The sequence below is a fragment of the Liquorilactobacillus oeni DSM 19972 genome, assembly GCF_001436275.1.
GTDB lineage: Bacteria > Bacillota > Bacilli > Lactobacillales > Lactobacillaceae > Liquorilactobacillus > Liquorilactobacillus oeni.
The window spans coordinates 254,712-281,583 of sequence record NZ_AZEH01000020.1; the positions used below are offsets into that span (position 1 = coordinate 254,712).

At 35.2% G+C, this 26,872-nt stretch carries 23 protein-coding genes, 1 tRNA gene and 1 pseudogene; 6 read left to right on the plus strand and 19 right to left on the minus strand.

What is annotated here, in order from left to right; genetic code table 11:
- Window positions 1-15: 15 nt before the first annotated feature.
- From FD46_RS02165 to FD46_RS02175, 3 genes are read right to left on the minus strand one after another with little or no spacing between them, the layout of a single operon-like run.
- Window positions 16-843, minus strand: coding sequence for a transporter substrate-binding domain-containing protein (locus tag FD46_RS02165; protein WP_057895544.1), 828 nt, complete (start codon window positions 841-843; stop codon window positions 16-18).
- Between the two features lie 21 nt (window positions 844-864).
- Window positions 865-1,704 (minus strand): dimethylarginine dimethylaminohydrolase family protein, encoded by an 840-nt coding sequence (locus tag FD46_RS02170; RefSeq protein ID WP_057895545.1) that lies wholly within the window; start codon window positions 1,702-1,704, stop codon window positions 865-867.
- A gap of 11 nt (window positions 1,705-1,715) precedes the next feature.
- Complete coding sequence (locus tag FD46_RS02175) at window positions 1,716-3,350, minus strand: M20/M25/M40 family metallo-hydrolase (RefSeq protein WP_057895546.1); 1,635 nt, start codon at window positions 3,348-3,350, stop codon at window positions 1,716-1,718.
- Between the two features lie 401 nt (window positions 3,351-3,751).
- Between FD46_RS02175 and FD46_RS02180 the strand changes: the two genes are divergently transcribed.
- Both FD46_RS02180 and FD46_RS02185 read left to right on the plus strand, forming a co-directional pair.
- Window positions 3,752-4,759, plus strand: a complete 1,008-nt coding sequence (locus tag FD46_RS02180; RefSeq protein WP_057895547.1) for an NAD(P)-dependent oxidoreductase — start codon at window positions 3,752-3,754, stop codon at window positions 4,757-4,759.
- A gap of 426 nt (window positions 4,760-5,185) precedes the next feature.
- A complete protein-coding gene (locus FD46_RS02185; protein WP_057895548.1) occupies window positions 5,186-6,424 on the plus strand; it encodes an L-lactate MFS transporter in 1,239 nt (412 codons plus the stop codon).
- Between the two features lie 77 nt (window positions 6,425-6,501).
- Here FD46_RS02185 and FD46_RS02190 read toward each other — a convergent pair whose 3' ends face one another.
- The gene (locus tag FD46_RS02190; RefSeq protein WP_057895549.1) at window positions 6,502-7,437 is read right to left on the minus strand and encodes a hypothetical protein; all 936 of its coding nucleotides are present in this window, start codon (window positions 7,435-7,437) and stop codon (window positions 6,502-6,504) included.
- A gap of 298 nt (window positions 7,438-7,735) precedes the next feature.
- A complete protein-coding gene (locus tag FD46_RS02195) occupies window positions 7,736-8,452 on the minus strand; it encodes an alpha/beta hydrolase (protein ID WP_057895550.1) in 717 nt (238 codons plus the stop codon).
- A 318-nt stretch (window positions 8,453-8,770) separates the two neighbouring features.
- On the opposite strand from FD46_RS02195, the gene FD46_RS02200 reads away from it, so the two are divergent.
- Window positions 8,771-10,102, plus strand: a complete 1,332-nt coding sequence (locus FD46_RS02200) for a hypothetical protein (RefSeq protein WP_057895551.1) — start codon at window positions 8,771-8,773, stop codon at window positions 10,100-10,102.
- Window positions 10,103-10,389: 287 nt separating this feature from the next.
- Here the strand turns inward: FD46_RS02200 and FD46_RS02205 are convergent, their stop codons facing one another.
- The 12 genes and pseudogenes from FD46_RS02205 to yycF all read right to left on the minus strand — a co-directional run bounded on the left by FD46_RS02205 (window position 10,390) and on the right by yycF (window position 23,859).
- Complete coding sequence (locus FD46_RS02205) at window positions 10,390-11,211, minus strand: transporter substrate-binding domain-containing protein (protein ID WP_057895552.1); 822 nt, start codon at window positions 11,209-11,211, stop codon at window positions 10,390-10,392.
- Between the two features lie 168 nt (window positions 11,212-11,379).
- Window positions 11,380-12,399, minus strand: coding sequence for an ornithine cyclodeaminase family protein (locus FD46_RS02210; RefSeq protein ID WP_057895553.1), 1,020 nt, complete (start codon window positions 12,397-12,399; stop codon window positions 11,380-11,382).
- A gap of 1,968 nt (window positions 12,400-14,367) precedes the next feature.
- A pseudogene (locus FD46_RS10510) lies at window positions 14,368-14,563 on the minus strand (hypothetical protein); the annotation flags it as partial.
- Window positions 14,564-14,639: 76 nt separating this feature from the next.
- Window positions 14,640-15,491: a PhzF family phenazine biosynthesis protein gene (locus tag FD46_RS02215; RefSeq protein WP_057895554.1), complete on the minus strand. Its 852-nt coding sequence runs from the start codon at window positions 15,489-15,491 to the stop codon at window positions 14,640-14,642.
- Window positions 15,492-15,594: 103 nt separating this feature from the next.
- A complete protein-coding gene (locus tag FD46_RS10515) occupies window positions 15,595-15,741 on the minus strand; it encodes a hypothetical protein (RefSeq protein ID WP_235805530.1) in 147 nt (48 codons plus the stop codon).
- 47 nt (window positions 15,742-15,788) lie between these two features.
- On the minus strand, window positions 15,789-16,268 hold the full coding sequence (gene rlmH, locus FD46_RS02220) for a 23S rRNA (pseudouridine(1915)-N(3))-methyltransferase RlmH (protein ID WP_057895555.1): 480 nt from the start codon (window positions 16,266-16,268) through the stop codon (window positions 15,789-15,791).
- Between the two features lie 459 nt (window positions 16,269-16,727).
- The gene (locus tag FD46_RS02225) at window positions 16,728-18,062 is read right to left on the minus strand and encodes a S1C family serine protease (RefSeq protein ID WP_057895556.1); all 1,335 of its coding nucleotides are present in this window, start codon (window positions 18,060-18,062) and stop codon (window positions 16,728-16,730) included.
- A gap of 170 nt (window positions 18,063-18,232) precedes the next feature.
- Window positions 18,233-19,051: an MBL fold metallo-hydrolase gene (locus FD46_RS02230; RefSeq protein ID WP_057895557.1), complete on the minus strand. Its 819-nt coding sequence runs from the start codon at window positions 19,049-19,051 to the stop codon at window positions 18,233-18,235.
- Window positions 19,052-19,096: 45 nt separating this feature from the next.
- The gene (locus tag FD46_RS02235) at window positions 19,097-19,894 is read right to left on the minus strand and encodes a two-component system regulatory protein YycI (protein WP_057895558.1); all 798 of its coding nucleotides are present in this window, start codon (window positions 19,892-19,894) and stop codon (window positions 19,097-19,099) included.
- 17 nt (window positions 19,895-19,911) lie between these two features.
- Window positions 19,912-21,267 carry a YycH family regulatory protein gene (locus tag FD46_RS02240; protein ID WP_057895559.1) on the minus strand — a complete coding sequence of 452 codons (1,356 nt, stop codon included), beginning with the start codon at window positions 21,265-21,267 and terminating at the stop codon, window positions 19,912-19,914.
- On the minus strand, window positions 21,257-23,113 hold the full coding sequence (walK, locus tag FD46_RS02245; RefSeq protein ID WP_057895682.1) for a cell wall metabolism sensor histidine kinase WalK: 1,857 nt from the start codon (window positions 23,111-23,113) through the stop codon (window positions 21,257-21,259). The genes FD46_RS02240 and walK overlap by 11 nt, the downstream gene beginning before the upstream one ends.
- A 35-nt stretch (window positions 23,114-23,148) precedes the next feature.
- A complete protein-coding gene (gene yycF, locus FD46_RS02250; RefSeq protein ID WP_057895560.1) occupies window positions 23,149-23,859 on the minus strand; it encodes a response regulator YycF in 711 nt (236 codons plus the stop codon).
- Window positions 23,860-24,092: 233 nt separating this feature from the next.
- On the opposite strand from yycF, the gene FD46_RS02255 reads away from it, so the two are divergent.
- The 3 genes from FD46_RS02255 (at window position 24,093) to FD46_RS02265 (ending at window position 25,696) form a co-directional block, all read left to right on the plus strand.
- The gene (locus FD46_RS02255) at window positions 24,093-24,932 is read left to right on the plus strand and encodes a pyridoxamine kinase (RefSeq protein WP_057895561.1); all 840 of its coding nucleotides are present in this window, start codon (window positions 24,093-24,095) and stop codon (window positions 24,930-24,932) included.
- A 23-nt stretch (window positions 24,933-24,955) separates the two neighbouring features.
- On the plus strand, window positions 24,956-25,513 hold the full coding sequence (locus FD46_RS02260; RefSeq protein WP_057895562.1) for an ECF transporter S component: 558 nt from the start codon (window positions 24,956-24,958) through the stop codon (window positions 25,511-25,513).
- Between the two features lie 110 nt (window positions 25,514-25,623).
- Window positions 25,624-25,696 (plus strand) — tRNA-Lys (locus FD46_RS02265).
- A 237-nt stretch (window positions 25,697-25,933) separates the two neighbouring features.
- Here FD46_RS02265 and FD46_RS10320 read toward each other — a convergent pair.
- Window positions 25,934-26,086 (minus strand): hypothetical protein, encoded by a 153-nt coding sequence (locus tag FD46_RS10320; RefSeq protein WP_157047069.1) that lies wholly within the window; start codon window positions 26,084-26,086, stop codon window positions 25,934-25,936.
- A 42-nt stretch (window positions 26,087-26,128) separates the two neighbouring features.
- Window positions 26,129-26,851, minus strand: a complete 723-nt coding sequence (locus FD46_RS02270; RefSeq protein ID WP_057895563.1) for a type II toxin-antitoxin system death-on-curing family toxin — start codon at window positions 26,849-26,851, stop codon at window positions 26,129-26,131.
- Window positions 26,852-26,872: the final 21 nt, after the last annotated feature.

The following is a 26,872-nucleotide window of genomic DNA, read 5'->3' on the forward strand; positions in this document are numbered from 1 at the left end:
CTTTACTTGATTGTCTTATTTTCCACTTTTAACTTGAAGATCTTGAGCCTCATTAAACATCTTATCTAATTGACCATTCTTTTCCAGTTTAGTAATCTGTTTGTTTACCCGTTTTAATAATGCTTTATCTGATTTTCGTACAGCGATATTTACTGAACGCTGATCTTTAGGTGTTGTCAGCTTAACTTTTGCAATTGCGTATTTATCAGGATATTGCTTAATATAGTTATTTGCAATTTCATTTTCAACAACCACACCGCTCAACTTTCCTTGCGACAATTCAGTGGTCAAACTGGTCAGCACTCCTTCAGTAACGACATTGCTTCCTTTTAATTGAGATTTAGCAATTGACTCTTGGGTGGTTGTTTGTTGGGCTCCAATTTGTTTACCTTTAACATCAGCAACATTGTTGAACTTATCTGCATCCTTTTTCTGAACTAACAATACATTTTGAACTGTGTAATAGGATTTAGAGAAAGCAACAACTTTTTTACGTTGATTAGTTGAAACCATCCCGGCCATAATTAAGTCAATTTTGTTATTTTTTAATTCAGAAATTAATGATGGAAATTCAGTATTTTCAATCTTAAGCTTGACTCCAAGATCATCAGCAATTTTTTGTGCAATCATCATATCATAACCAACAATTTTCTTTTTACCATTTTGCATAATTGGAAATTCAAACGGAGCATAATCAGCTGATGTCCCAACAACTAATGTCTTATTATCCTGGATCTTCTTAACACTGTTATCTGTACTTTTACTGCCGCATCCCGCAAGAACCAGCCCTAATGCCATAACTGCTCCCAAAATCCCCAAAGTTTTTTTCATTGTTTTTCCCATAATTGCTCCTCCAATTTCTGGTTAACCACGTTGTAATGGAAAAGTCATACAATGCGGCCCACCACCGGCTTTTAACGTTTCAGTTATATCTAACTCAATTACCTTCATTCCGTGTTCACGAAGTGCCTTATTGACTACTTTATTTTGTTTTAACGACAAAACACGATGTGCCCCCAAGCTTTCAAGGTTGCAGCCATGTTTGAAGATCGCCTCTTCTGGTACCGGAATTATTTCAACTTCAAGCTTCTCTAACAACTTTAGGAAAGAAGCTGGCAGCCCTTCCTTATATGCAACAGCTAAGTGGTCGTCTACAAGATTAAAACACATATCAAGGTGCAAATAACGTGGATCTGCAGGAACTGGATAAACGTTATATCCTAATCTTGATAATTGTTCTTTGAGTTCTTCAAATCCTTTTTGATTTGTACGGTCAATGATTCCGACAGCAATATCCTTTTCTGTCAAAAAGGCAAAATCACCGCCTTCAAAGTAGCCTTCTTTTACTTCTGCTATTTTAGGAATTCCAAGCTCCTTCATCTTGTCTTCGTACGCTTTTCTTTCTGGAAACCGTAGTTCTTTTTTGAATCTTCCTAAAATATATCCTTCCTTAACACAACCACCAAAGTCTCGTGCAAAAACTGCGTTTGTCATTTCAGGTGCAGCTGTCTGCTGTTCAACTTCAACGCCGGCCTCATGATATGCGGCAATAAGCTGATTGAATTCATCTGCCAATTTCTCTCGGTCTAACGGTTGATCAGCATATTTTTTGGAGATTTCATTGATTGGAGCCGCCTCTTTAAGATAAGTTGGCGGACAGGTTAAAACTCGCTTTAATTCTGAAGTCCCGTTACGTACAAACATAAATCTGCTCCTTACTTTTCCCAAATTTTTGTTGTAAAATCACGAATCAGTTTTGGCAAAAATTCAAATGAATATGGTTTGTAAACTCGTTCTTTCCACGTGTGTGCTCCCTTGCCGAAGACACCAATATCAACCGCCGGAATATTCAGTGCTCGCATTTTATCATACGGCAGAGGATAAATTTTTCCAGCAAGCGGGAAATTTTCAGTCAATTTTTTTATTTCATCTTCATTTTCGTCTATCGCTAAATAACTGCTGTCTGACAAATATGGGAAAAATTGTTTCATTTTAAAATTTTCTTCCTGCTCGTAATCAGCTAATGCTGCTTTGAGCTTCTGATAAACATGTGAATTTCGTTTAATACTATTATGCGGACAAAACGGAGGAGCTAAAAACAACACTACTTTTGCTATCCCATCGTTAACTTGTTTGTCCAAATAATCAATCAAAGCAAAACCAACTTCACGCTTATCAAGTTCTTGGTTCTTCAACCAAAACCCTTGGATCAGTTTATCAACATGGATTCCTGCTTGTTGAAGATAATGCAAGTATTCAGCAAAAGTAAAGACTTTGATTTGGCGATCATCTTGAACTGCTGGGAAGGATAACTTATGCAAATATGCTGCCTTCCTTGCTATCAATTCTTTGACTAAAGCCGAACAGTCACTTTGAACAGCCTCTTTTAACTGCTGCAAGATTTCAAAAACCGGACGTTTATACGTAAATGTATTGAAATACAGATGTGTAACCTTTGCTGTTTGGACATTGTAAAAATCTTTTTGGTCACGTAACAGCAAACATGAAGATGGTAGTATTTCTTCATCTGGAATATCTTCAACAAACTCAGGATTATTGTTGATTAAACTATTGATCCGGCTAGCAACCAGTGTAGAGTCAATTCCAGAATAGGTATTGCCTACATGAGTCTCGATTCCTTTAATGTAAAAACAGGTTAACGCCTTACCAGCGGCTCCATAGTAGATATACTTCTGTTTATCGCCTTCATATTTTGGACTGATAAAGTCTGTGTTAACGGCAACCTCATAACTTAAGTGCTGTTCTTTCTTTAATCTTTCTAATTCAGTTAAAGCTGCAATTGCGCCATTATGATCGTTTTCTTCAACACAATTGCCCATAAAAAGCAGATTTCCTTTCAATTCGTCAATATGCTCACTGTAATATAATAAGTTAGTCAGGTTAACAGCATCTCCGCTCTTCATATCCAATGCCCCGCGGCCAAATAGCCAATCGCCTGAAAGAGCATCATTTTGGATGTCCGAATCCTCATTGTAATTTTTAAAATATTCGGCTAATTTATCCGGATTAAGAGCTGCTTCTTTCAAAGCTTCAAAATCATCTATTCCTACAGTATCTATATGTGAATGATAGATGACCGTCTTTTTCGCTCCCTTCTTTTTTATAAAAGCAAAAATGTTTTTTCTTCCTAATGAATCTCCTGGAAGTTTCTGGGTCCATACGCAATCAGGATGCTGTTGAAAAAATGGTAAACTACGTAAGATACTTTCAACTGTTTCTGCAACAGCAACTTCTCCAACAGTTCCATTAACGCTTTTCACACCAACAAGCGCACGTGTGATAGCTTCAACTTTTTGCGATTCTGACAATAGCTTAAGATCTTGATACATACCTACCACTTCCAAATTATAAAGGATATAATTAAAACTTAATGAGATTATAATTTCATTTCGATGTCATGTCAATAAATATAACGTTGTAAAAACAGCAAAAATTGTTGATTTCAAAAGTTTTAACATATAGACCAATTATTATTATGTATAAAATCGCATTGTTACGGTTTACATGTTAATATATATTCCTAATTATGGTTATGGTAATCAAGATAAATTTTTGATGTTTATTATTTCAAGTCTTTCAAGTTTAACCCGCTAGTTAAAATCACTTTCTTATGTTATATTCCCTAACATACAAAAATTATGTGTCACTATTATTAGTCTGGCAAGACTGCTGTCCAAAAGCAGTGTTGGTCTTTTCACTAGTACACGATTCTTTAAAAGGAGTAGATTAAATGAAGGTTATTATCTCAGACTATGCGGTATCAATGATGGAAGATCACGACTACGAATTTAAAATTTTAAAACAGGATCATCCCGACTGGACCATTAAAAGCATTACTTATGATCCTGAAAATTTAACTAAATTTAATACTGAATTGTTCGATGCGGATGCACTGATTACAGCATTTATTCCTGTAAATTCCCAGTTATTCGATAAAGCTCCTAAGCTAAAGCTAGTTTCAATCAATGCAATGGGGTTTGATAAAGTAGATCTAAAGTCTGCAGCAGAACATGGTGTCCGCGTATGCGCAGTCTCCGATTATTGCAGTGAAGATGTAGCTGAGTTTACTCTTTCTTTGATGCTTAGTCTGACAAAGCAACTAAAGGCTTATAGCAAGATTCTCAGTAGCGATCATCTGTGGAAATATAGTGCACTGCCTGCACAAAAAAGGCTTTCCAAACAAACATTGGGTATTTTCGGCCTTGGTAAGATTGGTCAAAAGGTTGCACGAATGGCAAAAGGATTTGGGATGAAAATACTCGCTTATGATCCCTATCTTCCTCCTGAAATAGCAGCGAACCTTGGGGTTACACCAGCATCTGCAACACAAATCTATAAAGAAGCTGATATAGTTACTAATCATATGCGTTTAACAGCAAATAATCGTTACTTTTTCAATAAAGATGCGTTCAACCAGATGGGACAAGGACAGCGCCCGTTTTTTATCAATGTTGCGCGTGGTGAAAGTGTTGATGAAAATGCTTTACTTCAGGCGTTAGATAAAAGTTTAATCAAAGGAGCCGGTCTGGATGTTCTTTCATCCGAAAACCCTGACTTAGAGAATCAACCATTATTAAAATTTCCAAATGTTATTTTGACACCGCACACTGCCTTTTATTCGATCAACTCAATAGCTGAGTTGCAGCGTATTTCGTGTCAAAATGTTATCAATTTTTTTGAAAAAAAATTTGAGTGTATCACCAATTTTATAGATGAGAGACAAGAAGTAACGAAATAGGTTTTGATATCTTACCAAGAAAAAAGGGCTGGGGCAAAAATTATATTTTGCCGTAGCCCTTTATTTTAATCTGTAGTATACGAATTAACGTGTTTCAATAGTCAATGTTTCCTACTTAACTGCGAATTATTCATTATTCATACCAAGTAATTAAAACTATATTCACAATTCGTAGTAAACCTAATGACTGTTGGCACCTTCTTTTTAAACCGCTAAACTTATCCAGAAAGAAAAAAATATCAACCGCACTGTAAAACATTTTTGTAAAATGTTCGCTTTAAAACATTTTTATTGTTTAAAAATGTTTTTTAATATGATATCATTTTAAATATACTAACAATAATGGCTATCTAAGTTATAATTGTTCGTATATAAAAATATACTTTCTTTTAAACCTACTGGTTAACTTATATGGAGGAATCAAACTTGAAAATAAATCGATATATGGTCGCAACTGCAGGCGTCGTATTACATCTAATGATCGGCTCAGTTTACGCGTGGAGTGTTTTTACTAATCCTATTGCAAAACAAACCGGCTGGTCAGAATCCTCAGTTGCATTTGCTTTTAGTATTGCTATTTTCTTCCTGGGAATGTCCGCCGCTTTTATGGGAAGGGTCGTTGAAAAATTCGGTCCCAGATTAACAGGCATAATTGCCAGTGTTCTTTATGGTTCCGGGACCATTCTAACAGGTTTGGCCATCCATCAAGACTCAATCTGGATGTTATACATTTCGTATGGCGTCATCGGTGGTTTAGGTCTTGGTTCAGGCTATGTGACTCCGGTATCTACAATTATTAAGTGGTTTCCCGATAGGCGTGGGTTATCAACAGGATTGGCTATTATGGGATTCGGTTTTGCAGCAATGTTAACTGGACCGATTGCCCAACAATTGATGGCAAGCGTCGGCTTAGAACAGACTTTTTATTTATTAGGAACATTTTATTTCTTAATCATGCTTTGTGCATCCCAATTTATTATTCGCCCCGCTGATAAAACTTTAACACAACAAACAGATAAAACTCCTAATCAAGGTACCCGTTTAACTACCGGTCCTGAGTTAACCGCTAATCAAGCTCTCAAAACAAAATCGTTCGTATTTCTTTGGATAATGTTTTTCATTAACATAACATGCGGAATTGGGCTTGTATCAGCAGCTTCCCCTATGGCTCAAGATATGACAGGTATGTCAGCTCAAGCAGCAGCTATTATGGTTGGAGTTATCGGGCTCTTCAATGGATTTGGCCGTTTAATATGGGCAACCCTTTCTGATTACATCGGCCGACCTGCTACTTTTAGTGCTATCTTCATTCTGGATGTTGCTATGCTGTCATTAATTCTATCTTTTCAATCACAAATAACTTTTGTACTAGCTTTATGTTTGTTGATGACTTGCTATGGTGCCGGCTTTTCTGTTATCCCAGCTTACCTTGGAGATATCTTCGGAACCAAAGAGCTGGGAGCTGTTCATGGTTATGTACTCACTGCATGGGCTGCAGCGGGAATTGTTGGCCCGTTGCTTCTTTCTTTAACACATCAGTTATTTCATAATTACACTCTAACCTTGGCTGTGTTTATTTTAGTCGATCTGCTAGCTTTATTAATTTCATTTCTGATTCGCCGTAACTTTGCTCCAGTTACAAAGTTAGCTAATAATAAGTTATAAGTTAGCAAATAAAAACCCCCAACGAAAGATATTTCAATTTCGTTGGGGGTTTTAACGTTATCCAAAAACTTAATTTTTTATCTTTTTTTGTAGGCTTCACCAGTTAATTGAGCAACTGGTTTGAAAGTTTTACGAAAAGCCGTTTCTAATAGCTTCTGATTTTTATGTTGCGCATAGAACTTTACCAAAACCAATTGAAAAAGCGGCAGATAGAAACAGACTCCCAAGACTCCAATAACCGGGCCGCCATAAATCATAATCGGTTCCCAAATGTAAAAGCCAAAGTACGTTACTGCCCCCCAAATGGCACCCCAGAGTGCTAAGGGAATCACTGCCAACACTAATTGTCCCAACAAATTACCTTTGTTCCCCTTCATAAATCTCTGACTGGCTTTTAAAGCGTAGCGTTGCGATTGGCCTAAAAAATGTGGCTGGTATTCTCTGTATAGAAAAATCGCTTGTGAGTAATCCAAGCTCTTCCGCACCAAAATTAAAAAGCCAGCTGCTTGTAGACAATGAACTACTATTTGATTGCTGCCAAACAAAGACTGCAGAATCATTACTGGCAATAACCACAAAAAGATAAACAAACTGTTATAAGCATATAGGCGCAATAACTGGTTCTTATTCATCTGCTTGATTCGCCGCCATGTATCCTGAAAACTGACTTTAAGCTGCGCTCCTTGATCAACATCTTGTAAACCAAACTGGAGTGCAACTACTATATAAAAAGCAAAAACTTCTAAAATAATCAATAATACCAGACTAATGATAACTGCTGACATTCCAAGTAAAACTGACCAATAGTTTGAACTGCCATACATCAATAACATTACCATTGATACCAGCGAAGACAGACCAAATTTAAAAATTAATGCATCAATCAGAAACAAAACAGAAAAAACAATTGTCATAACAACATATATTGATCCAACAGTTAACCAGTTATTTTTCACTTGCGGCTTTAATTCATTTAGATAATCCTTGATAGATTCCTTCAAGCTTTTTTTCACAATGTACAACCCCATTTTCGTTAATTCTTGCTTAATTTTCAAGCAATATATTCATCTTAGCATAAAATAGTTGCCATCATCATCATTAACGAAAATGTTCAAAAAACTATTACATCGTGTTCATTAAAAAATCAATCTTTTTCATGTCTTATGTTTCACGTGAAACAAAGATATAGCGAAGAAATTAATATTTCCCTGTTTTTTCAGTGCTTTATTACACAAAAAGTGATGCAACATTGTCACTTTTTGTGTATTAGCAGATCTATTTCAAAACTACATAAATAATATCCAATTGATATTAACCTTTTTGTGTTTTAAGCCATTCTAATGCAAGCGGAAACCATTGTGCCATATGTGGATCATAGCTGCTTTTATCAACTGCCTGCACATATTTATTAGCTAAGCTGACTCCATGATTCCCTGTACTAAACTCATGAAGCTCAAAACTGACCTTGTTAGCAGCTAAAGCAGCTGTATAAGGCCCAATATGCTCATTATAAGGCGCTATTTTGTCTTTGATAGAGCCAAAAATGAATGTTGGCGGTGTTTGCGAATTAACGGAACGTGTCACATCTCTGCTTTTGATCCCCAAGTTTTCATCTAAAGCAGCCGTTATTACCGGGTATCCCAGTAAAGTAAATTTAACTTTACTTTCCTTTTGATTAGCATAATCCGCAGCTAATTGCCCACCGGCAGAAAAACCGATAGTCCCTAACTTTTCAAGATCCAGGTTTAAACTTTGTGCCCTTTTTTGAATGAACTCAAATACTTGTGATACTGTTTCAAACGCTGCGGCATAACTTTTTTTATCTTTTATCGGATAATGAACTACAAAAGCTTGAAAAGCATTTGTTGCAAATTTTAAAGCAACTCTTTCTGAATCCTTATCATTAATCGTACTATATCCTCCTCCAGGTATAATGACAATTCCCGGCAGCGGCGCATTACTAACACTTAAGTACAGATCTAAAGAAGTTCCAAGTTTCTTATTCAAAATTACTTTTTCAACTTTCACTATAATTATCTCCCTTTAAAATTAGACAAAGCCTGATAGGAATTCATTATTTTGCAGTAAACAACTTTCAACAAGTTAATTATAAAACTAATCCGACAGTAATCCTCCATTTTTTACTTTTTATTAATTAACAATAGTTTTCGTAGTTTCCCTTATAATCCTTACTTTTTTGAATTCTTACCTTCTCGATCTAAACCTTAACTTTCAGCTACTATTAACGTTTTAAAAACAAATTGTAAACGATTGTTTAATACCCCCGCTTTATTATTAACAATAGCAACAAACAACTTATTGTAAAAATTAAAGGGGTTATCAAATATGACAACAACTAAAGATAGAACCTATCAAGATCTATTTAAAACTAAAAATGGCAAAACATACCTTACTGAACTTCCAACAGTTGCTAAAATTATTTCTGGTCAATCTTTCCTTTATCGTCAACAAGGTGCACGTAGTATGATTCTTGATATCCGATTAACGGCAGAAATTGATCGTCAACTGCTTCAAGTGGCAGTCGAGCGTTCTTTAAAACGTTATCTCTATTTGACCGGTAAGTTGATAGAAAAAAATGGTACTTATTACTTAGTACACAACACCCTTCCGATTGTTATAGCACAACATACTGTTTTTCGTTCTTTAGGTACCAAAGAAGTCAATTATCACCTAATTGACATTACTTTTAAACACAAACGTTTATTTATCTCCTACCACCATGCTTTAGTTGATGGCAGAGGAATTCTCCCTTTCATGAAAACATTGCTCTATTACTACCTATCTTTTAAAAACGGTCAACTCTTAAGTGTTCCACAAATCAATTTAGCAAATGACTTACTAACACCTGATGAAATGAAGGAACCTTTCACTAATCTACCTATGTTAAAGCTAACTGCTGATGTTCTAAAAAAGAAAAAACAAAAACCGTATCATTTAAGTGAAGCCACGGCTTTTGATCCTCAAGCAGCAAGCTATAGATATGAGTTAGCGATTGATCAAATTAGCTTTATGCCTTTTGCAAAAGCGCATAATGCGACCCCGGCAATTGCTATTGGAATTATGTTAGCACAAGCTATTCGCCGTGCTCACTCAGAGTCTACAGACCCAGTTGTTGTCAATCTAGCCAACGATCTTCGTTCAGGTATTACCTATCAAAAAACATTCAGAAACTGTGTTAACAGCATCGCATTTCCTATCAATGCTGCAATAACATCCAATAGTGAGTTTACTAGAGTTGCGACTGCGTTTAGAGAACAGATTAAATTGCAAAAAAGACCCGAAAGTATTCGTGAAACTATTAATAGTATGTTAAAACTGTTTAACAAGTTAGATAATTGCACAAGTTTGCTAGAGAAACAAAAAATGATGGCTTTTTTTGACACTAACTTAGTCGATACTTTTATTCTTAGTTATAGTGGCCAATTAAAATTGGGAACGCTTGAAAAATATATAAATGAAATCCACACTTATATGAGTGGGACTAATGGTCTATCAGTACAAATGCTCACAGCTAACCAAAAACTTTTTATTGATTTGATTCAAAGTTTCCCTAGTGAAATTTACGTAAAAACATTCATAGATATCTTGAACGAAAATCATATTAAATATACTAATGGTGGTAAAAATATTTTTCAAACACCTCATTCTGCATTTTAACAACGATTGTTTATGATATAGGCTTGCATAATATAAGTAGATGAGATTATAAAAAAGAAGTAGCGCATCAGGAACTCCTATTTCCTGATGTGCTACTTCTAAATCCTTGAATACACAAACACAGTACATAAATCATCCAAAGGGATGTGCCACACATGGCTAACCAAATATTTTTAACAACAAATTCGCACGGCTTTCAATTATACGTACCTAAATTAATCATATTTACCACCAATATTTTCGATACATTGTATTAAGTTTAGAATTACTTATAATTTTCTTATATTTTATTTATTGTTCTTAACTTGTAAGTCCTGTGCCTTTTTAAACATTTGGGTTAATTCTCCACTTTTTTGTAACTTAGTAATTTCTTTATTCACTCTCTTTAATAAAGCTTTATCAGATTTTCTAATAGCAATATTGAAAAAACGCGCTTGCTTAGGAGTTGATAATTTAACTTTTGCAATTGCATATCTTTCTGGATATTGCTTAATATAATTATCTGCAACCTCTTTTTCAACAACAACTCCGCTTAACTTTCCTTGTGACAATTCAGTGGTCAGCCCTGTTAAAACTCCTTCAGTAACAATATTGCTCCCCTTTAATTGCGATTTAGCAATCGCTGCTTGCGTAGAAGACTGTTGAACCCCGATTGATTTTCCTTTAATATCTGAAGCTTTATTAAAGCTATCAGCATCTTTTTTTTGAACTAAAAGAACATTTCCAACAGTATAGTAAGAATTTGAAAAAGCGACAACTTTTTTTCGTTGGTTAGTTGCAGCCATTCCTGCCAGAACCATGTCTACTTTATTATTTTTCAATTCCGAAATTAAAGATGGAAACTCTATATTTTCAATTTTTAATTTAACTCCTAAATTGTCAGCAATCTTCTGTGCAACCATCATATCGTACCCAACAATTTTTTTGTTTCCATTTTGCATAACTGGGAACTCAAAAGGCGCATAATCAGCCGAGGTGCCAACAACCAACGTCTTTTTATTCTGAATACTTTTGACACTGTTATCTGTATTCTTATTGCCACAACCTGCAAGGATAAGTCCCAATCCCATCACTGCCCCAAGTATTCCCAAAATTTTTTTCAATTTCATTTTTCTAATCTCTCCTTCAAGCTTGAAGCCATACTTACAAATTAATTTTTGCACTGAAGGCTATCTTAATTCCAAATTTCTTTCGAAATTATGCCTTTTTTGTTTGGCTAACACTTCTGAAATTTGCAAATTGTGGGTGTGCTAGTTTATTATTAGATTTTTTACTTCTTAAAGATCTAAAAATTCCAATTCTTTGCCGATATTTTCTTTGAGTGCTTTTTTATAAATATAATCAGCTGTCATGACGTCTTGAATACCCATTCCAATGGAAGAAGCAACGATAATATCATCTTCAGACCTCCTGAATTTCTTTTTCCCGGTAATAGCATCTCCAATTTCTCCCGAAATGGATTCAGCTGTAACTAATTCAATTTCTTCACCATAAGCTTCATGCCGGTGTTTAAGGGAGATGTTGCTCCTATCCACAAAACAATCAATAAAATCAACAACAAAAGCGTCAAATGTCCTTTTTACATAACTAGGTTTTAAATCTTCTTCAAGAACTAAAACTGTTGTCCCTTTATCAAACTTGATTTTAGGTAATAGTAACACACTAGAATTTGCCGCATTAACTACAATATCAGAATTGGTACAAGCACTTTGTAAATCATCAAATTCTACAAAATGAACATGTGGATATATTTTAGATGCTTCATCAATAAAACGTTTTCTCGCAGCAGGATTGATATCAACTGCCCTTACTTCCTTAATCTCAGGAAGAACTTTCAAAATCATTATGACACTAGAAAACCCCTGTGCGCCGGTCCCAATGACCGTCACAACTTTAGATGTTTCCTTAGCCAAATATTTTGAAAAAATAGCCATCGTTGCGCCTGTTCTCGCTGAGGTTACATAAGTACCATCCAGAATCGCAAGTGGGCATCCAGAATCAGGATCATTCAAAACCATTGTTCCTATAGTTGCTGGTAAACCATGCTTTTTAATATTATTTTTATATACACTAATTATTTTTACGCCAGCGATATCTTGAGTAGCTGAAAATGCAGGCATACAGTTAGTGTAGCCATCATGATAAGGATAAAGAGGTGTGTGTAGTTTAACTGGATTAATCACTTTTTTGTCTGAAAAATCTGCAAATGCTTGTTCCGATAATTTAATAGCTTCTTTTCCTGTTATTAATGTTTTAGCTTCCCTTTCGTTTATAAATAAAATTGAACCTTTTTTCATAGTTTACTAAACTCCTTTAATATTAAGTTACCTTATCTGATAAAAATTTATTATCCTTTTAACTGGCTGCTTCGCTTTAGTTCTTTATATTGTAGCAGTTCCGTTTTTGAACTTGTTATTTAGCAAAGCCAAAACTACTTTAGAAGTACTATTATCTATAACTTAAAAATCCTATTCCTTAATCTTAACCCGCAATAACTTCTTGAGCTCTGTTATTAATCGTGCATTCTCAGTTTCTTTACCAACTGTGATCCGAACATGATGCGGATAGCTCCTATACATCGCACTCACGAATAATTACGCCGTGTGACATCAATTCTGCGCAAATTTAACTCTGACATCTAGTCGCCCCAATCATTGATATTTAGTGTATAGTTTTAAAAATGTAGAGGGCTAAAGTTCCCCCTCGCTCAATTAAAAATAAATTAAATCTTAATAAGACATTAATTCATTTTAGAATGCCATGTCAATGAACATAACATTGTATATATACAAAAAATAATTGCTTTCAAAAGTTCATGAGCCTTTGACGTTTACAGTAATGCATAAAATAAAAATGTTATTGTTTACATATTAATAAATATTCTTTATTGTTTAAATAATATTCATCGTTACTTTTTGATGTTTATTATCTCAAGCTATTTTCACACGTCTGATTGGTTAAAGTCATCTTTTACACGGAATGTTTCCTAACATAGTTTTTGGATCTATAAAATTTTATCCTTAAACTGCGACTAATCAAACCTTATAGTGTCACGCTCTATAATCATTTCAATATCCACTTTAAAAACAGTGGCTGCCCTTCTTTTTTAGTACTAAGTACATATTATTAGTTGTTCGTTCGCTTTATTTTGGATAAAAAAGGCTTGGTTTTTACCCCAAGCCTTACACCTCCTCACATTAAAAAAATTTCTAATAGTTATTCCTTATATTGGCCAGATATACTTTGCTTGTCCTGAAAATATATTGGTCAATACCCCATCTCTTATTTTTTCATTATTTGTAGCATGTATTCAGAGATTCTTCATTCACAATAATTTCATATTTGGAACTTGAAAACTCAAATAATGACATTAATATTGTTAACCTAGCTGACTCTCAATATAATATTTATTTTTAACTAGCGTCTAAATAAAATTCAGCTGCCTTTGAAGAAAACTGAACATTGCACTTAGGTAATTTTCTATGAAAGCAAAGTTAGTTTGAATTTGTTAACGTAAAGGTCGTTTCTGAATTAATTTCCCATTATATTCTAGAAATAATAGTTAAATATAAACTTGAATGAAAGCTATAGTTTTTCGATATTAGCAAATACTAATTCCTATGACAAAATAAATCCATTATCAGCCTAGTTACTTTGTCTAACAACGACATTCGATTGCACAAGCGGTTGCAATCTAACAGACAAAAACTGTAGCCGTGAAAATTCTAAGTAGTTTAGGTGCAATTACTGAAGCAGCAGCCTCTATCGCCATCGCCGCTGAGCTTATAGAAATTCTGTACCACAACCTCTCTCCCTCTATTTCCAATCATTGACTTTACCAAGATGGTGTGTTAATTGGAGTGACTATTTCAATTCCTATAACAATTTGGATAATAATTCTAAAAAGAAAAAAGCGTTAATTACATGATCCGTTTAAATAAATATTTTAAATATATATTCTGATAAAATATATAAATACGCTTATCTTGTCTTTTATTAACACAAAAATTGTCATTAAAAACAAGGTAGTTGAAAGGTAGTATTCAAAATTATTTGTTGTAAGTTCTTACGTAACATAAGTAACTGCGGGTTAATTATTCTAGAAATATCTTTCCCTTTTAAATTCAAAACTTTTTATTTAGGATCTTTTTTCTCCATATCCTTTTTTCTTGACAGTATTTCTTTGCTATCTCTGAACACCCTTTCAAAAAGTGTTATATTACTATCCAAAAATGTGTTCACTAAATCATACTAGCACCATCCAATTACTCCTCAATCTTATTTAAACCTGTCCCATTATCACAGTCATTGACTTTTATCAGCAAATCTAAATCCCGATAAGCAAAGTTTAGTTCAATCGGCTTTGAAACCAACTATTGAACCTTAGATACCAATTCTTTATTTAAAAAAAAACACATCTCGTTATGTGTGAGATTGTGCTTGTTTTATTTTAATCTGTAAATGTTAGCCGCGTGATCTTCTAACATCGATTGTTAATGTGAATATTAATTACATTTGATTTTAATTTAACCAAAAATTAAACTGATATTGATTTTTTTTCAACTAGATAGCCATATCCCCCTACAAATACAGAATCAATTATATCGTCATGGATTGTTAAATTAACAACGATTCTGGACAGATTATTTAAATTATAACCTTGTTCAAAAATATATTGTGATTTCTTTTCAACATATTTAAAGAGATAACAAGCCAATGCACAGTTAGAGGTTCCTGTTGCTGATTCTTCATTAATATCGTAGAGAGGTGCAAAGTTTCTACAAATTGCAATAACACTATTTTTTTCCTTTTCTAGCGCAAAAGCATGGACTCCGATAACGTTCTGATTTTTACTTAGTTCTGTCATAACCTTAAAATTAGGATCTAACTGTCGCAAGTCTTTAGTTGATTTTATTGGCAAAAGAATATCTCTTAAACCTGTAGAAACAATCTGAATAGGTAATTTATCATCAATTGAATCAACGTCTAAACACTTGTTAAATGATTCCAATGCCAACTCATTAAAAAAAGTAGGCGTATTTTGTTCCATGAATACCATGCCATCTGATTTGATTTTTATAGACAGCACACCTGATTTTGTTTCTATCATATATTCACTTTTAGATAACTGTTTTAACAATTTCAAAGTGGTAAATGTACCTATTGTAGCATGTCCACAAAGTGGAACTTCCTCAGTGGGTGTAAAATACTCTAACCGAAAGTCAGCTATGCTGGATTTTGTTATAAAAGCTGTTTCAGCATACCCCAACTGTTTGGCAATTTCCATTTTTTGAATTGAATTCAAATCAGGCCTATTAAATACCAATCCCGCTTTGTTTCCACCTGCGTTATCTTTGCTAAACGCGCTAGCAACATAAATCTCAACCATTTTTATTTTTCTCCATTTGATTATACTATTTCAGTGATTATACAGATGAACTTAGATAATTACAATAGGTATTGAGTCTTTTTAAACAGCAAAGACTTGTTTGCTAATAAATAGTTTCATGTAATTGCCCTTTTGCTTGAAAGAGCTGTTTTTCAACCTTATTTAAACCAGTTTCACTATCACGGTTATTAACTTTTATCGGCAAGTCTAAACCACGATAAGCAAAGGTCAGCTCAAGTGTGTGGCGCAATATCGGTAGAATTAATAATCAACATCGTGAAAAAAATATTCAGAATATCACTTATGATAAGGACTGCCCGCATTGATCATAAATGCACGGTAAATTTGCTCCGTTAATACCAAACGCATCAGCTGATGTGGCATAGTAAAACGTCCAAATGAAAGCTGTGCGTCTGCTCTTTTTAAAACCGCAGAGCTTAGACCCAAAGAACCGCCAATCACAAATGTGAGATCGCTGTGCCCGTAAGTTGTCAATTTTTCAAACTCTGCTGCAAATTCCTCTGAACTAAGCTCCTTACCCTTAATTGCAAGCGCAAAAACATATTCTTTTTCCTTAATTTTTGCAAGTATGCGATCACCTTCGACTTGTTTAACTTGCTCCATTTGTGCAGGACTTAAGTTTTCTGGAGCCCTCTCGTCTGGTACTTCTATAATCTTAAATTTGCAAAACTTGTTTAAGCGTTTTGCATATTCTGCAATTCCCTGTTTTAAGTACTTCTCCTTCAATTTACCAACAACAACAACCTTACTGTTCATAACTACCCGCCTTTTCACAAGTTATCCCCAAAGTTATCCACTTATCCACAGATGCAATACCTATATGTTGTCGCGAACATATTTTCGTCACAATATTTATTAATTCTATATTTGTCAATAGTTAATTAGTTATCCACAGTTTTGCACAGCTTTTATACACTTTGATACTAGTCTAAAATTACTACTGCATCAACCTTTTAAAGCTTTAAAGCATAGCAAAAATAAAGTTACACACAAGCAAATATTATAACTGTGGATAACTAAGAAAAAAATAAAATAGCCATTTATCAACAGCCTTTTGCTTTTTCAACAAAACAGAATAAAGATGTTCACTGTTTTATCCACAGTTGCCTTCAAAAATATGCTTTATAATTATTGTGTACATAAAAAGAGGTATTTGACAACCGCAAAATACGGACAAATACCTCTTACGCAAAATTGTAAATTATGATTAAAATTCTAGTTTCCAGAATCCGATGATGTAGTCGTATTGGAATCACTTGCTTCTAAAGTTAACTTAATGTTTGCAGTCTTAAGTTCGCCATTATGATAATACTTGATTTCAACCGTATCACCGACCTTATGCGCATATAGCGCTTCACGTAATGTGGACAAGCCTTTAACAGTTTTGCCCCCCAAAGAAGTAATCACATCATATTTTTCCAACCCCGCATTCTTTGCAGGGGAGTTGTCCGTTGTCTTAAGGACAACAACTCCGCTAGTAACGCTTGTAGGGAGTTTTAATACCGACTTCTGATCACTATTAGAAACATAGCTGAGGTCTACCAAAGAGATACCAAGAGCCGGTCGCCTAATCTTACCATTTTTGACAAGCTGGTTGATAATTTCCACAACCTCATTACTTGGAATTGCAAAACCCATTCCTTCAACACTTGTCGAAGAAGAACTGGCTGAGCTTGAGCCAGTCGAAGCTAATTTCATCGAATTGATCCCTACAACCTGTCCATCAAGGTTAATCAACGGACCGCCCGAATTTCCAGGATTAATTGCGGCATCAGTCTGAATAACTGTTGTCTGGCCTGTACCTGTACCAGAACTATCTGTGGTTTCAATTGTACGTTTTTTTGCAGAAATAATCCCTTGTGTAAGTGAAGTTGCATAGGTTGAACCTAATGGTGAACCGATTGCAAGCGCGGTCTGCCCAACTTGAATGTTATCAGAGTTTCCAAAAGCTGCCACCTGGCTGACATCCGCAGCATTAATCTTCAAAACGGCTAAATCAGTTACTGAGTCATGTCCGACAACTTTTGCAGCCAGCTTTTTACCGCTATTAAGCAATACTTCTACTTTGTTTGCTCCAGAAATAACATGATTATTAGTTACGACAAAAGCAGTATTTCCATCTTTTTTATAAATCACACCAGATCCTTCGCTTTCAGAGGTAGATTCTCCAGAACTTGGATTTGAGCCGAACAAATCATCAAGAGAGCTTGAAGAACTACCAGAAGAATAGGCTTCAACAGAAACAACTGCGTTTTGAATCTTATTAAACGCCTTTGTAGCTTGTGTACTGACATTAACCTTAAGATTACTGATACTTGTTGTTCCTTTTGAATTTTCAGTAGTTATCGAACTATTCTGATAATTCTGATATACACTATAACCGCCAAAGGCAAGTCCACCACCTAATAAACCGCCAATAAGTGCTGTTATAAACAGTCTACCCATTTTAGGCTGATTATTATTATTGCCCCTCTTTTTTTGAGAACCTGATTCTTTAAATTCTCCTTCAAAATTTTTTTTACTTTCGTTGTTATTATCGTTATTATCCATCAGTCACGCGTTATTTTTGAACTAAATAACGCACACCTCCTTTTCAAGGATATTTTTTACAGTCTTTTTATATTTACATTCTAACTTTAATGTTTGAAAAAAACATGAATTAAATCCTAAATTTATTTAAAAGGCGTGTAGTTCCTCGTTTCTTCTGTATATTAACATCCTTAGATAATGGTTAGCGGAGTGGCTTTTTCAGGATCAGTATCCAAAATCGAAAAATCATGTCCTACCGCCAGATCATGCTGTTTTAGTGTCGAAGACATCGTTACATGTGCAAGTTCTTTCATATTATTGTCTTGGCTAAGGTGTCCTAAATAGATTTTTTTTGTATGATTGCCTAAAACATCTATTATTGCTGCTGCACCATCATCATTTGAAAGATGTCCCTGATCGCTAAGAATCCGTTGTTTTAAAGACCAAGGATAAACACCCATCCGCAGCATCTCCGTATCATGGTTGCACTCAATCAAGTACCCATCAGCATCTTTTATAAGACCTTCCAGATGTTCAGAAACATAGCCTGTATCTGTCAAAATTACAAAAGAACGGCCACCGTGATGCAATTCATAAAATTGCGGTTCCGCAGCATCATGCGAAACTCCGAAACTTTCAACATCAAGATCTCCAAATGTTTTAATTTCTCCCATCCCAAAAATATGCTTTTGTTCAAGCGGTACTTTCCCGATTTTGTGTGCCATAGCATTCCATGTACCTTCATTCGCGTAGACATCAAGATGGTATTTACGCGCTAGTACACCTACACCCTTACAGTGATCACTATGTTCATGTGTAACTAAAATTCCATCTACATCATTGAGATCACGGTTAATCGAGCCCATCAATGCAGCCACTTTTTTCCCGCTCAATCCTGCATCAACCAGCAATCGTTTATGTGGAGTTTCAATATATGTAACGTTCCCACTGCTGCTGCTCGCAAGAACACTGACTTTCATCGTATCTGCCGGCTTTTTTAAACTATCCATCTACTCATCCTTCTTAACAAAATATACTCTTTCAAATTAACATATCTAATCATCCATAGTAGCACCTGTAAAACCATTTATTCGCCGATATTGCACATTGCCAGTTGAATTACTTTTAACAGCAACCGTCCATGTAGGAATATATACCAGACTGTCATTCACTGAAAGCAGTTTAGTGTATCCCAAACGAACCCATTGGACAGAACTGTTACTTAACAATTTGTTATATTGATACAACCAGATTACTGCTCTTTTTTGACTAATTACAGGTCGTTTTTCGTGTAAAAATTCAACATTTTCCAGCATTCCCTGAGTATATCCTGTTGCATACCCGTTCCTAATGGTGAAACGAACCTGGCCATTAGCCGTATAAACCGGATAACCCTTTATCATCTGCGTGAAGACAACCACACTTTTGTTTGAAAGGCTCTTATTATAAGTATATTGTCTCCCCTCAATAACCTTAGAAGAATCTTTCATCACGGCATTCAAGGTCTCTTGCGGCTGCTTTTCGTCTTTTATTTTTACACTATTTTCAAAAGCAACCGTCACTTTGTGGTCGTAGTAAGACCAGGATAGGCCTTGTAAAACAGGGGCCTTTTCTTTAAGAGTATCTTTTTGGGAACTTGCAATGTAAAAGCCTTCGTTCTTCTTATTTGAGAGGTCACCATAAGAGATTTGATCATCGCGAATACTCTTCATAATTGAAGTGGTGGTATCCTCATTAGCCGGACTTGTCGTAGAAACAAGTATATCGTCGTTTTGAACATATGAAGCAAATAAAAAGATGTCGAGCACAATAAATGCAATAAAGAAAATTAATTCAATCCTTTTAAAGTTCATATTCACACCGCTCTTTCCTAATTTCCACTAATGACTTTGTGTGCCAATAAGTCCTGATAACTCTGCCAATGGCCAGAATAGTAAATAAAATAAGTTGGAACCAGATCAACGACTAGTTTTGAAGATGTACTTTGTTCCCATTTGTAAGCAACCTTAATATTTTTGATTTCGCTGCTGGGGTATCCGGCACTTTGGAGTTTTTGATAGACTGTGTAAGTCGAAGGCAGTTCTTCTCTTGCCCCGCCCGAAGGAACAGGCACCTGGAGATTATTCAGTGAAAATACATACTTTTTACCGCCAGAATTCATCAGTTGAATTTTATACGTGCCATAACTATCTTCGTTAATAATTGGAAAACCCGCAATATAACTACGATAAGTGACACTATTGTCACTTTCGTTATATTCTGCGTACCGGACATCATCTAACTGTACTCCTAAGGACTTTAACTGCGTAAAACTTTCTTTCAGGTGATCATAAAGACTCTGCTTTTGAGTCTGGATTCTTTGGTTTTCATCATAATATTCAAGATTCGAATAATTTTCATAGGTAACTTGTCCGTTTCTATCATTGACTTCTATTCGATTATTCGTACTATCTGAATAAATTGTTTTTTCTTTTTGCAATTTGGTTGAAATTGACGATTGCCCTTTTGAGTTCAGCAATTGGTTTAAAAACGGACTAATATTTGATTTATTAATTAGGTAACTGTACCGTGGCAAACTAAAAGAATTAGTATAAAAAACGGTTAGTTCTTCATTGCTTAGCGGATAATAAGCAATTCCCAATTTTTTAATATTAGCAGATGCCAGCACACCTTTGATCTTAGAATAAGGATTCTTTTTAGTAGTTACCTCATAAGCTTGCTTTGTTTGGTCACTTACCAAAAATATGTTTTTTTCATTTTGCAGCGGAATCAGGATACGGTTAAATTTGTAATCTTGTAATCCTTTGAGCTTTTGCGAAAATACTTGATTAAATAGTTTAGTTGTTATTGGGTTGTTATAGTTTAACAATAAAGCGTTGTTTTGACGCAAGAAGTTCTGGTATTCTGAATCAGTTTTATAGGTTTTTAAAGAGCCATCTTTTACCTTTATCTTTCTCAACTGCTGAGACACTTTACTTGTAACGTCAAACTTGTGGCTGAATAGAAAATATTCTTGATCATTTTGATTTAAAGTCGCCTGCAATGGTAAAAAAACATCACTCATTTTCTTTTTATTAACATTTTCAGAGTTTTCTCCAGTATTAGTGGTTGCTTTTGAATCATGCTGAAAAGTTGCAGGATTAATCCAAATCAATATCGAAAGAAAAATACTGATCAGGATCGTTATTACTAAGCCAAAATGTAAAAATACTCTACTAGCTTTCATCCCACAGATCCTCCTCACTGTATTCTTCATAAGGTAATGAAATATAGAAGGTTGAACCTTTACCTTCAATACTATCAACCCAAATTTTTCCGCCATGCATCTCAATAACTTCCTTAGAGATCGCAAGTCCTAAACCTGTGCCTCCTTGCGCACGGGAACGTGCTTTATCTACCCGGAAGAAACGGTCAAAAATATGAGCAACATCTTTTTTCGGAACACCCAGGCCTTGATCGGAAATACTTAAAATAACATGGCTGTGAGTCTCGAGAAGTCGACAAGTAATCACTCCGCCGTCTGGCGAATATTTAATAGCGTTGTTCATAATGTTGTCAACAACTTGCATGAATTTATCTGTATCGATCTCTACCCAAAGCTCACGCCGGGTAAAGTCGCGTTTGATGGTGTAATGCTTAGAATTTTTTCCATCATCCGTTTTAAGCATCATATCAAAACGATCAAGAATATAGTTGTAAAGTTCGTTCAGGTTAACTAATTCAAGTTCCAATTTAGAAGTTCCAGAATCCATTCGTGACAGGCTCAAAAGATCGTTAATCATCCTAATCATACGCTCGGTTTCATCTTGCGTTACTTTTATAAAATGCGGTGCGACCTTAGAATCCTTCCACGCTCCATCACTTAAAGCCTCAATATAACTGCGCATACTTGTTAACGGGGTTCGTAATTCATGTGAAACGTTAGAAACAAATTCTCGACGCTCACGATCTATACGCTGCTGTTCTGTAACATCATGCAGCACACATACAAGCCCGCTTATAAACCCGGATTCCCTTTGAATCAACGAAAAATAAGCATTTAATATTTGTTCATGGTCTTCATCCGAAAGATCTATCACAATCTCATCTTGATTTTCAAGCAAATCCCGCAACGTATACCGCCCCCGGATATTCAAGACATCAAGTACAGATTGACCGTCAGCCACACTTGGGTCAATGTTTAAATTTTCAGAAGCCGTTTCGTTCATAATAATCACATTACCGCGTCGATCAGTTGCTATCACACCATCTGACATATGTGAAAGAACACTATCAAGACGTCTTCGTTCAGCCTCTGAAGACTCTTGTGCCTCTTCTACCCGCACGGAAAGGTTATTTACTGCTTGTGCCAACTGGCCAAGTTCATCTGTTCCATATACTTTAACTTGTCCGGAGTAATCTCCGCGTGCAATCCGCGTTGTCTGCTTCTTCATATCATCGATCGGCCTTGTAATTGCCCGGGAAATTAAAATAGCTAATGCCAATCCTAAACACGTTGCAATCAGTGCAGCAGTCACAAAAATTACGGTTACCTTATTAGTTGAATCATAAACCGGTTCAAGACTTGCACGCAGATAGACTGCCCCCAGAAGGGTATTAGTATTTCCGCTTGCACTAAAAAGCGGTGTTATTGAAATATAGTATCGTTTATTGTCTGTACTATCATAAGTAGACTTAGTATAGGCTCTTTCATTGTACAATACCTGTTTAATGTCACTATCAGTGGTTTTTTGTCCGACTGAAGCCTGGTCATTAACATCACTATCACCTCGAATAGTACCCTTTGTGTCAACAACCTGAGCCTCCGTAACATTGGAACTGTCAATATCTTCAAGAATGTTGCGAATATTTGCATTTGCTTTTTGGGTATCGCTTCTTGAAAGGTTATTAATTAAAGAATTATCAATATAACTTGAAAGTTCTACTTGCTGTTTAAAAGTCTTCAAGTTGTCTTTCTTCAATTGTTGCACAAAATAAGCCCCTACTATTTGGAATGTTATTAATAGCAGCAAGGCGAATACAAGAGCAATTTTAAAATGGATAGACTGGAAAAAATGTAATTTTTTATTCATCATTACTCCAAAAACAACTAAAGATCTCCTAATTCCTATTCTGTTTCAGGGTTACGCAAGTAATAGCCGACACCGCGTCTTGTAATTAGCCATATTGGTCTACTTGGGTTATCCTCTATTTTTTCACGCAGGCGACGCACAGTAACATCGACCGTTCTTACGTCACCAAAATAATCATATCCCCAGACTGTCTGTAACAGATGTTCACGAGTCATTACTTGACCAATATGTTTTGCCAAGTAATAAAGCAGCTCAAACTCACGATGTGTCAGTTCAATCTTTTCATCACGTTTAGAAACCATATATGCTTCAGGATGAATTGTTAAATCACCAATCGTAATTTCACTATTTTTTTCTTCTTCTGACTGAACTGCCGCTGCAGCACTTGATTGTCTTCGCAAGTTTGCCTTGACCCGTGCAACTAATTCACGATTTGAAAAAGGCTTTGTTACATAATCATCCGCTCCGAGTTCAAGCCCGAGTACTTTGTCAATTTCTGCATCTTTAGCAGTAACCATGATAATCGGCATTTCATATTTTTTCCGTACTTCACGTGCTACTTCTAACCCATCAATCTTTGGCAGCATAATATCTAATAGAATTAGATCAGGAACAACTTCTTCAACTTGATCCAAAGCTTCTTGGCCATCATATGCTGTGTAAACGTCATAACCTTCTTTGGTCAAATTAAACTTAACAATATCTGAAATTGGTTTTTCATCATCAACTACTAAAATTTTTTTCAATTTAAAACTCCTTTCCTAAAGTCGTCATTCTTAACAAAAGAGCAGCAAACTCTAGAATTAGTATTGTTTTTAGATTTTTAAAATTTATTATTCTCTTCTAAAAGTGAATACAGTAAACCTCTTCTATTATAACCTATCGTAATCTTGTTGCCAAACTGCTCATCAACCCTCACTTCTTTTGGTGTCAATCCATGCTATAATATGTTCACATTATATAAAAGGAGTTTCTGAGTATGACAGTTTCTATCTTAATTTCACAAGACCTTTCATGTGCAGGTCAAGTTTCAATGACAGTAGCACTCCCAATACTCGGTGCTCTAGGTCTCAGCCCTACCGTACTTCCCACAGCATTACTTTCAACCCACACGGGTGGTTTTGGAGAAAACACCTATTATGATCTTAGCTCTGAGATGGAAAAAATCATTGAACATTGGAAAACATTACCGCTTTCTTTTTCTGCAATTTATCTTGGCTACTTAGGTGCAAAACCGCTTGATGTCTTGTTTAAGCATCTACCGGCATTAGCGGATAATGCTTTTTGTCTCATCGATCCTGTTATGGGCGACCACGGCAAACTTTACCGCGGTTTTAATTTGAAGTATGTCGCCAAAATGCGTCGTTTAATAACACACGCTTCATTGATTACCCCTAATGTAACAGAAGCACAGCTTTTGTTAGGTAAAAACTGTACTTCAGTATTTATCTCACGCTCTGAGGTTGAAGATCTACTCATATCCTTAAAAAAAACTTTTTCAGTTCCTAGAGTTCTCCTAACTGGTGTCCAATTTGAGGCTGGCAGTATCGGTGTTTGGGGATATGATGATATTTCCCGGGAAATATGGCATGTTCAAAGTAAAAAGCTTTCCGGCCACTACTTTGGGACAGGGGATTTGTTTGCAAGTGTCCTTTTAGGAGCGCTTCTTAAAAAGAGAAACTTACAAAGTGCTACAAAACTGGCAATGGGATTCGTTAGTGCCTGTATTGAGCATTCACTAGCAGATGAACAATACGATCCGCATTTTGGTCCTGATTATTCTCAGCAGCTGCCATTATTATTGAAACAGTTAAATTAAACTTTTAGGTAGGGGGAGATACTATGCACAGAAATCAAAATTCACTTAAAATGATCATCTTAACAGGACTTTTCGCTGCGATTATATATATGGGGATCTTCATCTTGCGGATTCCGTTGCCAGCAATCGTTGGAAGACCCTTTATACACTTTGGCAATACTCTTGCAGCCTTGGCTGTTCTTTTCCTTGGACTTCGTAACGGAGTTTTAGCAGGAGCAATTGGTTTAGGAGGATTTGATATTCTCAATGGTTATGCGTTAACGTCCTGGCTCACAATTCTAGAAGTCATTATAGTTGGTTTTGTGATTAATACTGTTTTTAAAGTGCTTAAATATAATGATACCAAAAAAAATATTATTCTAATCGGAATTACAGCAGGAACAACTAAAATTTTAACATCTTACTGCACCTCAATTATCGAGGCCTTGATGGTGGGAACCTCTTTTAAAACTGCAATTGTAGCCTCTTTCTTAAGTTTGCCGGCAACTGTTATTAATTCTATTTCTACAGCAATTTGTGTCCCATTATTATACTTTACTTTCAGGCCATTTATTTTAGCTACTATTCGCACCCCGCGTTAAAATAAACACCAACTGAGCGCTAGATTACTATTCTTCGGGAAAATCTTTCAAATTTACTATTGCATAATAATTCCGCGCATGGTAATATATTTCTTGTTGATGAGTTATTTGGGTGGCTAGCTCAGCTGGCAGAGCAACGGACTCTTAATCCGTGGGTCCAGGGTTCGATCCCCTGGCCACCCATCAGAGGTTTACTAACCAGTAATAATGACTGTTAAAACAGCGTTGTTACTGGTTTTTTATTTCAGATATTTGTAAATAAAAATAACAATTAATAAAAAAAGAGAATCAAAAGGAGAACTACAAATTTTCTTCTGGCGGCAAGTGACTGTTAGTCAAAAATGACTAGCAGTTTTTTAGTGCAAAAAAATAACCAGCTCATATAGAGTTGGTTATTTTAAAGATTACTATAACTTAAAGCTATTCATTAGCAAGTCTATGCATGACTCCTATAAATATACTATCTTTATTTAAATTGTCCTCAGCTTTTCTTATGACAAAATCTGTCATTTTTGAAGTATTAGCGGTCACAGTACTGTTATCTAACTTAAAATCTACACCCATTTCAACCATTCTCATAGACCTCCTTCTTTATAAACACAATATAACTTTAATTTATCTTTTGTCAACTATAAACTCTAGGAAAAATTCCTTCATGAGCCCAAAATTTAAGTAAATGTGATCCTGAATATATTGCTCTATATCATCCTCATTTACCTCTCCAGCTGCAATCTTTTTTGAGAATTTATATAGTTCATCTTTTCCAACCTCTCCTTTTTTAAAGGATAACTCGTAAAAATTAGAATTCAAAAACATACTCATGGTTTTTAATGCTGTTCTTTTATTACCATTATTAAAAGCTTGATATCTTGCTATTTTTTGCCAAATATGTGAAGCCTTCTTCGTAATTGTAGGATATTGGTCGACTTCGTAAACAACTGAATCCTCAATATTAACTAAAAGGTTTTCAATTATTCCTCTATCTTTTAGTCCTGGTAAACCATATATTCCTTCTTCTTCGAACATTTTCTGAGCTTCTTCGTTCCATCTGCAAATCAATTCAACGGTGGGGAAAAAATATTTGATATTATAAAATAAAAATCTTAATGTCTCGTTTTCTATTTTTAAAGTTGCTTCTACGTGGTTTCCTTGCCCTCTTGATATTCTAAAAGTTACAACGTCTCCTTTAGAATGAGTCACTACACCTATCTTAGATAAAGTTCTAAGTAAAATTTTTAAAAACTGATCTAATTGTGGCTTGGCATATTTTAAGTCTTTGTCTAGCGAACAAACCAGAACACCATCATACTTAACATCATCGTATTCCATTCTTTCCATAATCATCACCTATGATAAACT

Excerpts from the sequence above, each read along its gene's own strand:
- FD46_RS02165 (WP_057895544.1), bottom strand. The coding sequence starts at position 843 with ATGGGAAAAACAATGAAAAAAACTTTGGGGATTTTGGGAGCAGTTATG.
- FD46_RS02170 (WP_057895545.1), bottom strand. The coding sequence starts at position 1,704 with ATGTTTGTACGTAACGGGACTTCAGAATTAAAGCGAGTTTTAACCTGT.
- FD46_RS02175 (WP_057895546.1), bottom strand. The coding sequence starts at position 3,350 with ATGTATCAAGATCTTAAGCTATTGTCAGAATCGCAAAAAGTTGAAGCT.
- FD46_RS02180 (WP_057895547.1), top strand. The coding sequence starts at position 3,752 with ATGAAGGTTATTATCTCAGACTATGCGGTATCAATGATGGAAGATCAC.
- FD46_RS02200 (WP_057895551.1), top strand. The coding sequence starts at position 8,771 with ATGACAACAACTAAAGATAGAACCTATCAAGATCTATTTAAAACTAAA.
- FD46_RS02205 (WP_057895552.1), bottom strand. The coding sequence starts at position 11,211 with ATGAAATTGAAAAAAATTTTGGGAATACTTGGGGCAGTGATGGGATTG.
- FD46_RS02210 (WP_057895553.1), bottom strand. The coding sequence starts at position 12,399 with ATGAAAAAAGGTTCAATTTTATTTATAAACGAAAGGGAAGCTAAAACA.
- FD46_RS02215 (WP_057895554.1), bottom strand. The coding sequence starts at position 15,491 with ATGGTTGAGATTTATGTTGCTAGCGCGTTTAGCAAAGATAACGCAGGT.
- rlmH (WP_057895555.1), bottom strand. The coding sequence starts at position 16,268 with ATGAACAGTAAGGTTGTTGTTGTTGGTAAATTGAAGGAGAAGTACTTA.
- FD46_RS02225 (WP_057895556.1), bottom strand. The coding sequence starts at position 18,062 with ATGGATAATAACGATAATAACAACGAAAGTAAAAAAAATTTTGAAGGA.
- FD46_RS02230 (WP_057895557.1), bottom strand. The coding sequence starts at position 19,051 with ATGGATAGTTTAAAAAAGCCGGCAGATACGATGAAAGTCAGTGTTCTT.
- FD46_RS02235 (WP_057895558.1), bottom strand. The coding sequence starts at position 19,894 with ATGAACTTTAAAAGGATTGAATTAATTTTCTTTATTGCATTTATTGTG.
- FD46_RS02240 (WP_057895559.1), bottom strand. The coding sequence starts at position 21,267 with ATGAAAGCTAGTAGAGTATTTTTACATTTTGGCTTAGTAATAACGATC.
- walK (WP_057895682.1), bottom strand. The coding sequence starts at position 23,113 with ATGAATAAAAAATTACATTTTTTCCAGTCTATCCATTTTAAAATTGCT.
- FD46_RS02255 (WP_057895561.1), top strand. The coding sequence starts at position 24,093 with ATGACAGTTTCTATCTTAATTTCACAAGACCTTTCATGTGCAGGTCAA.
- FD46_RS02260 (WP_057895562.1), top strand. The coding sequence starts at position 24,956 with ATGCACAGAAATCAAAATTCACTTAAAATGATCATCTTAACAGGACTT.
- FD46_RS10320 (WP_157047069.1), bottom strand. The coding sequence starts at position 26,086 with ATGGTTGAAATGGGTGTAGATTTTAAGTTAGATAACAGTACTGTGACC.
- FD46_RS02270 (WP_057895563.1), bottom strand. The coding sequence starts at position 26,851 with ATGGAAAGAATGGAATACGATGATGTTAAGTATGATGGTGTTCTGGTT.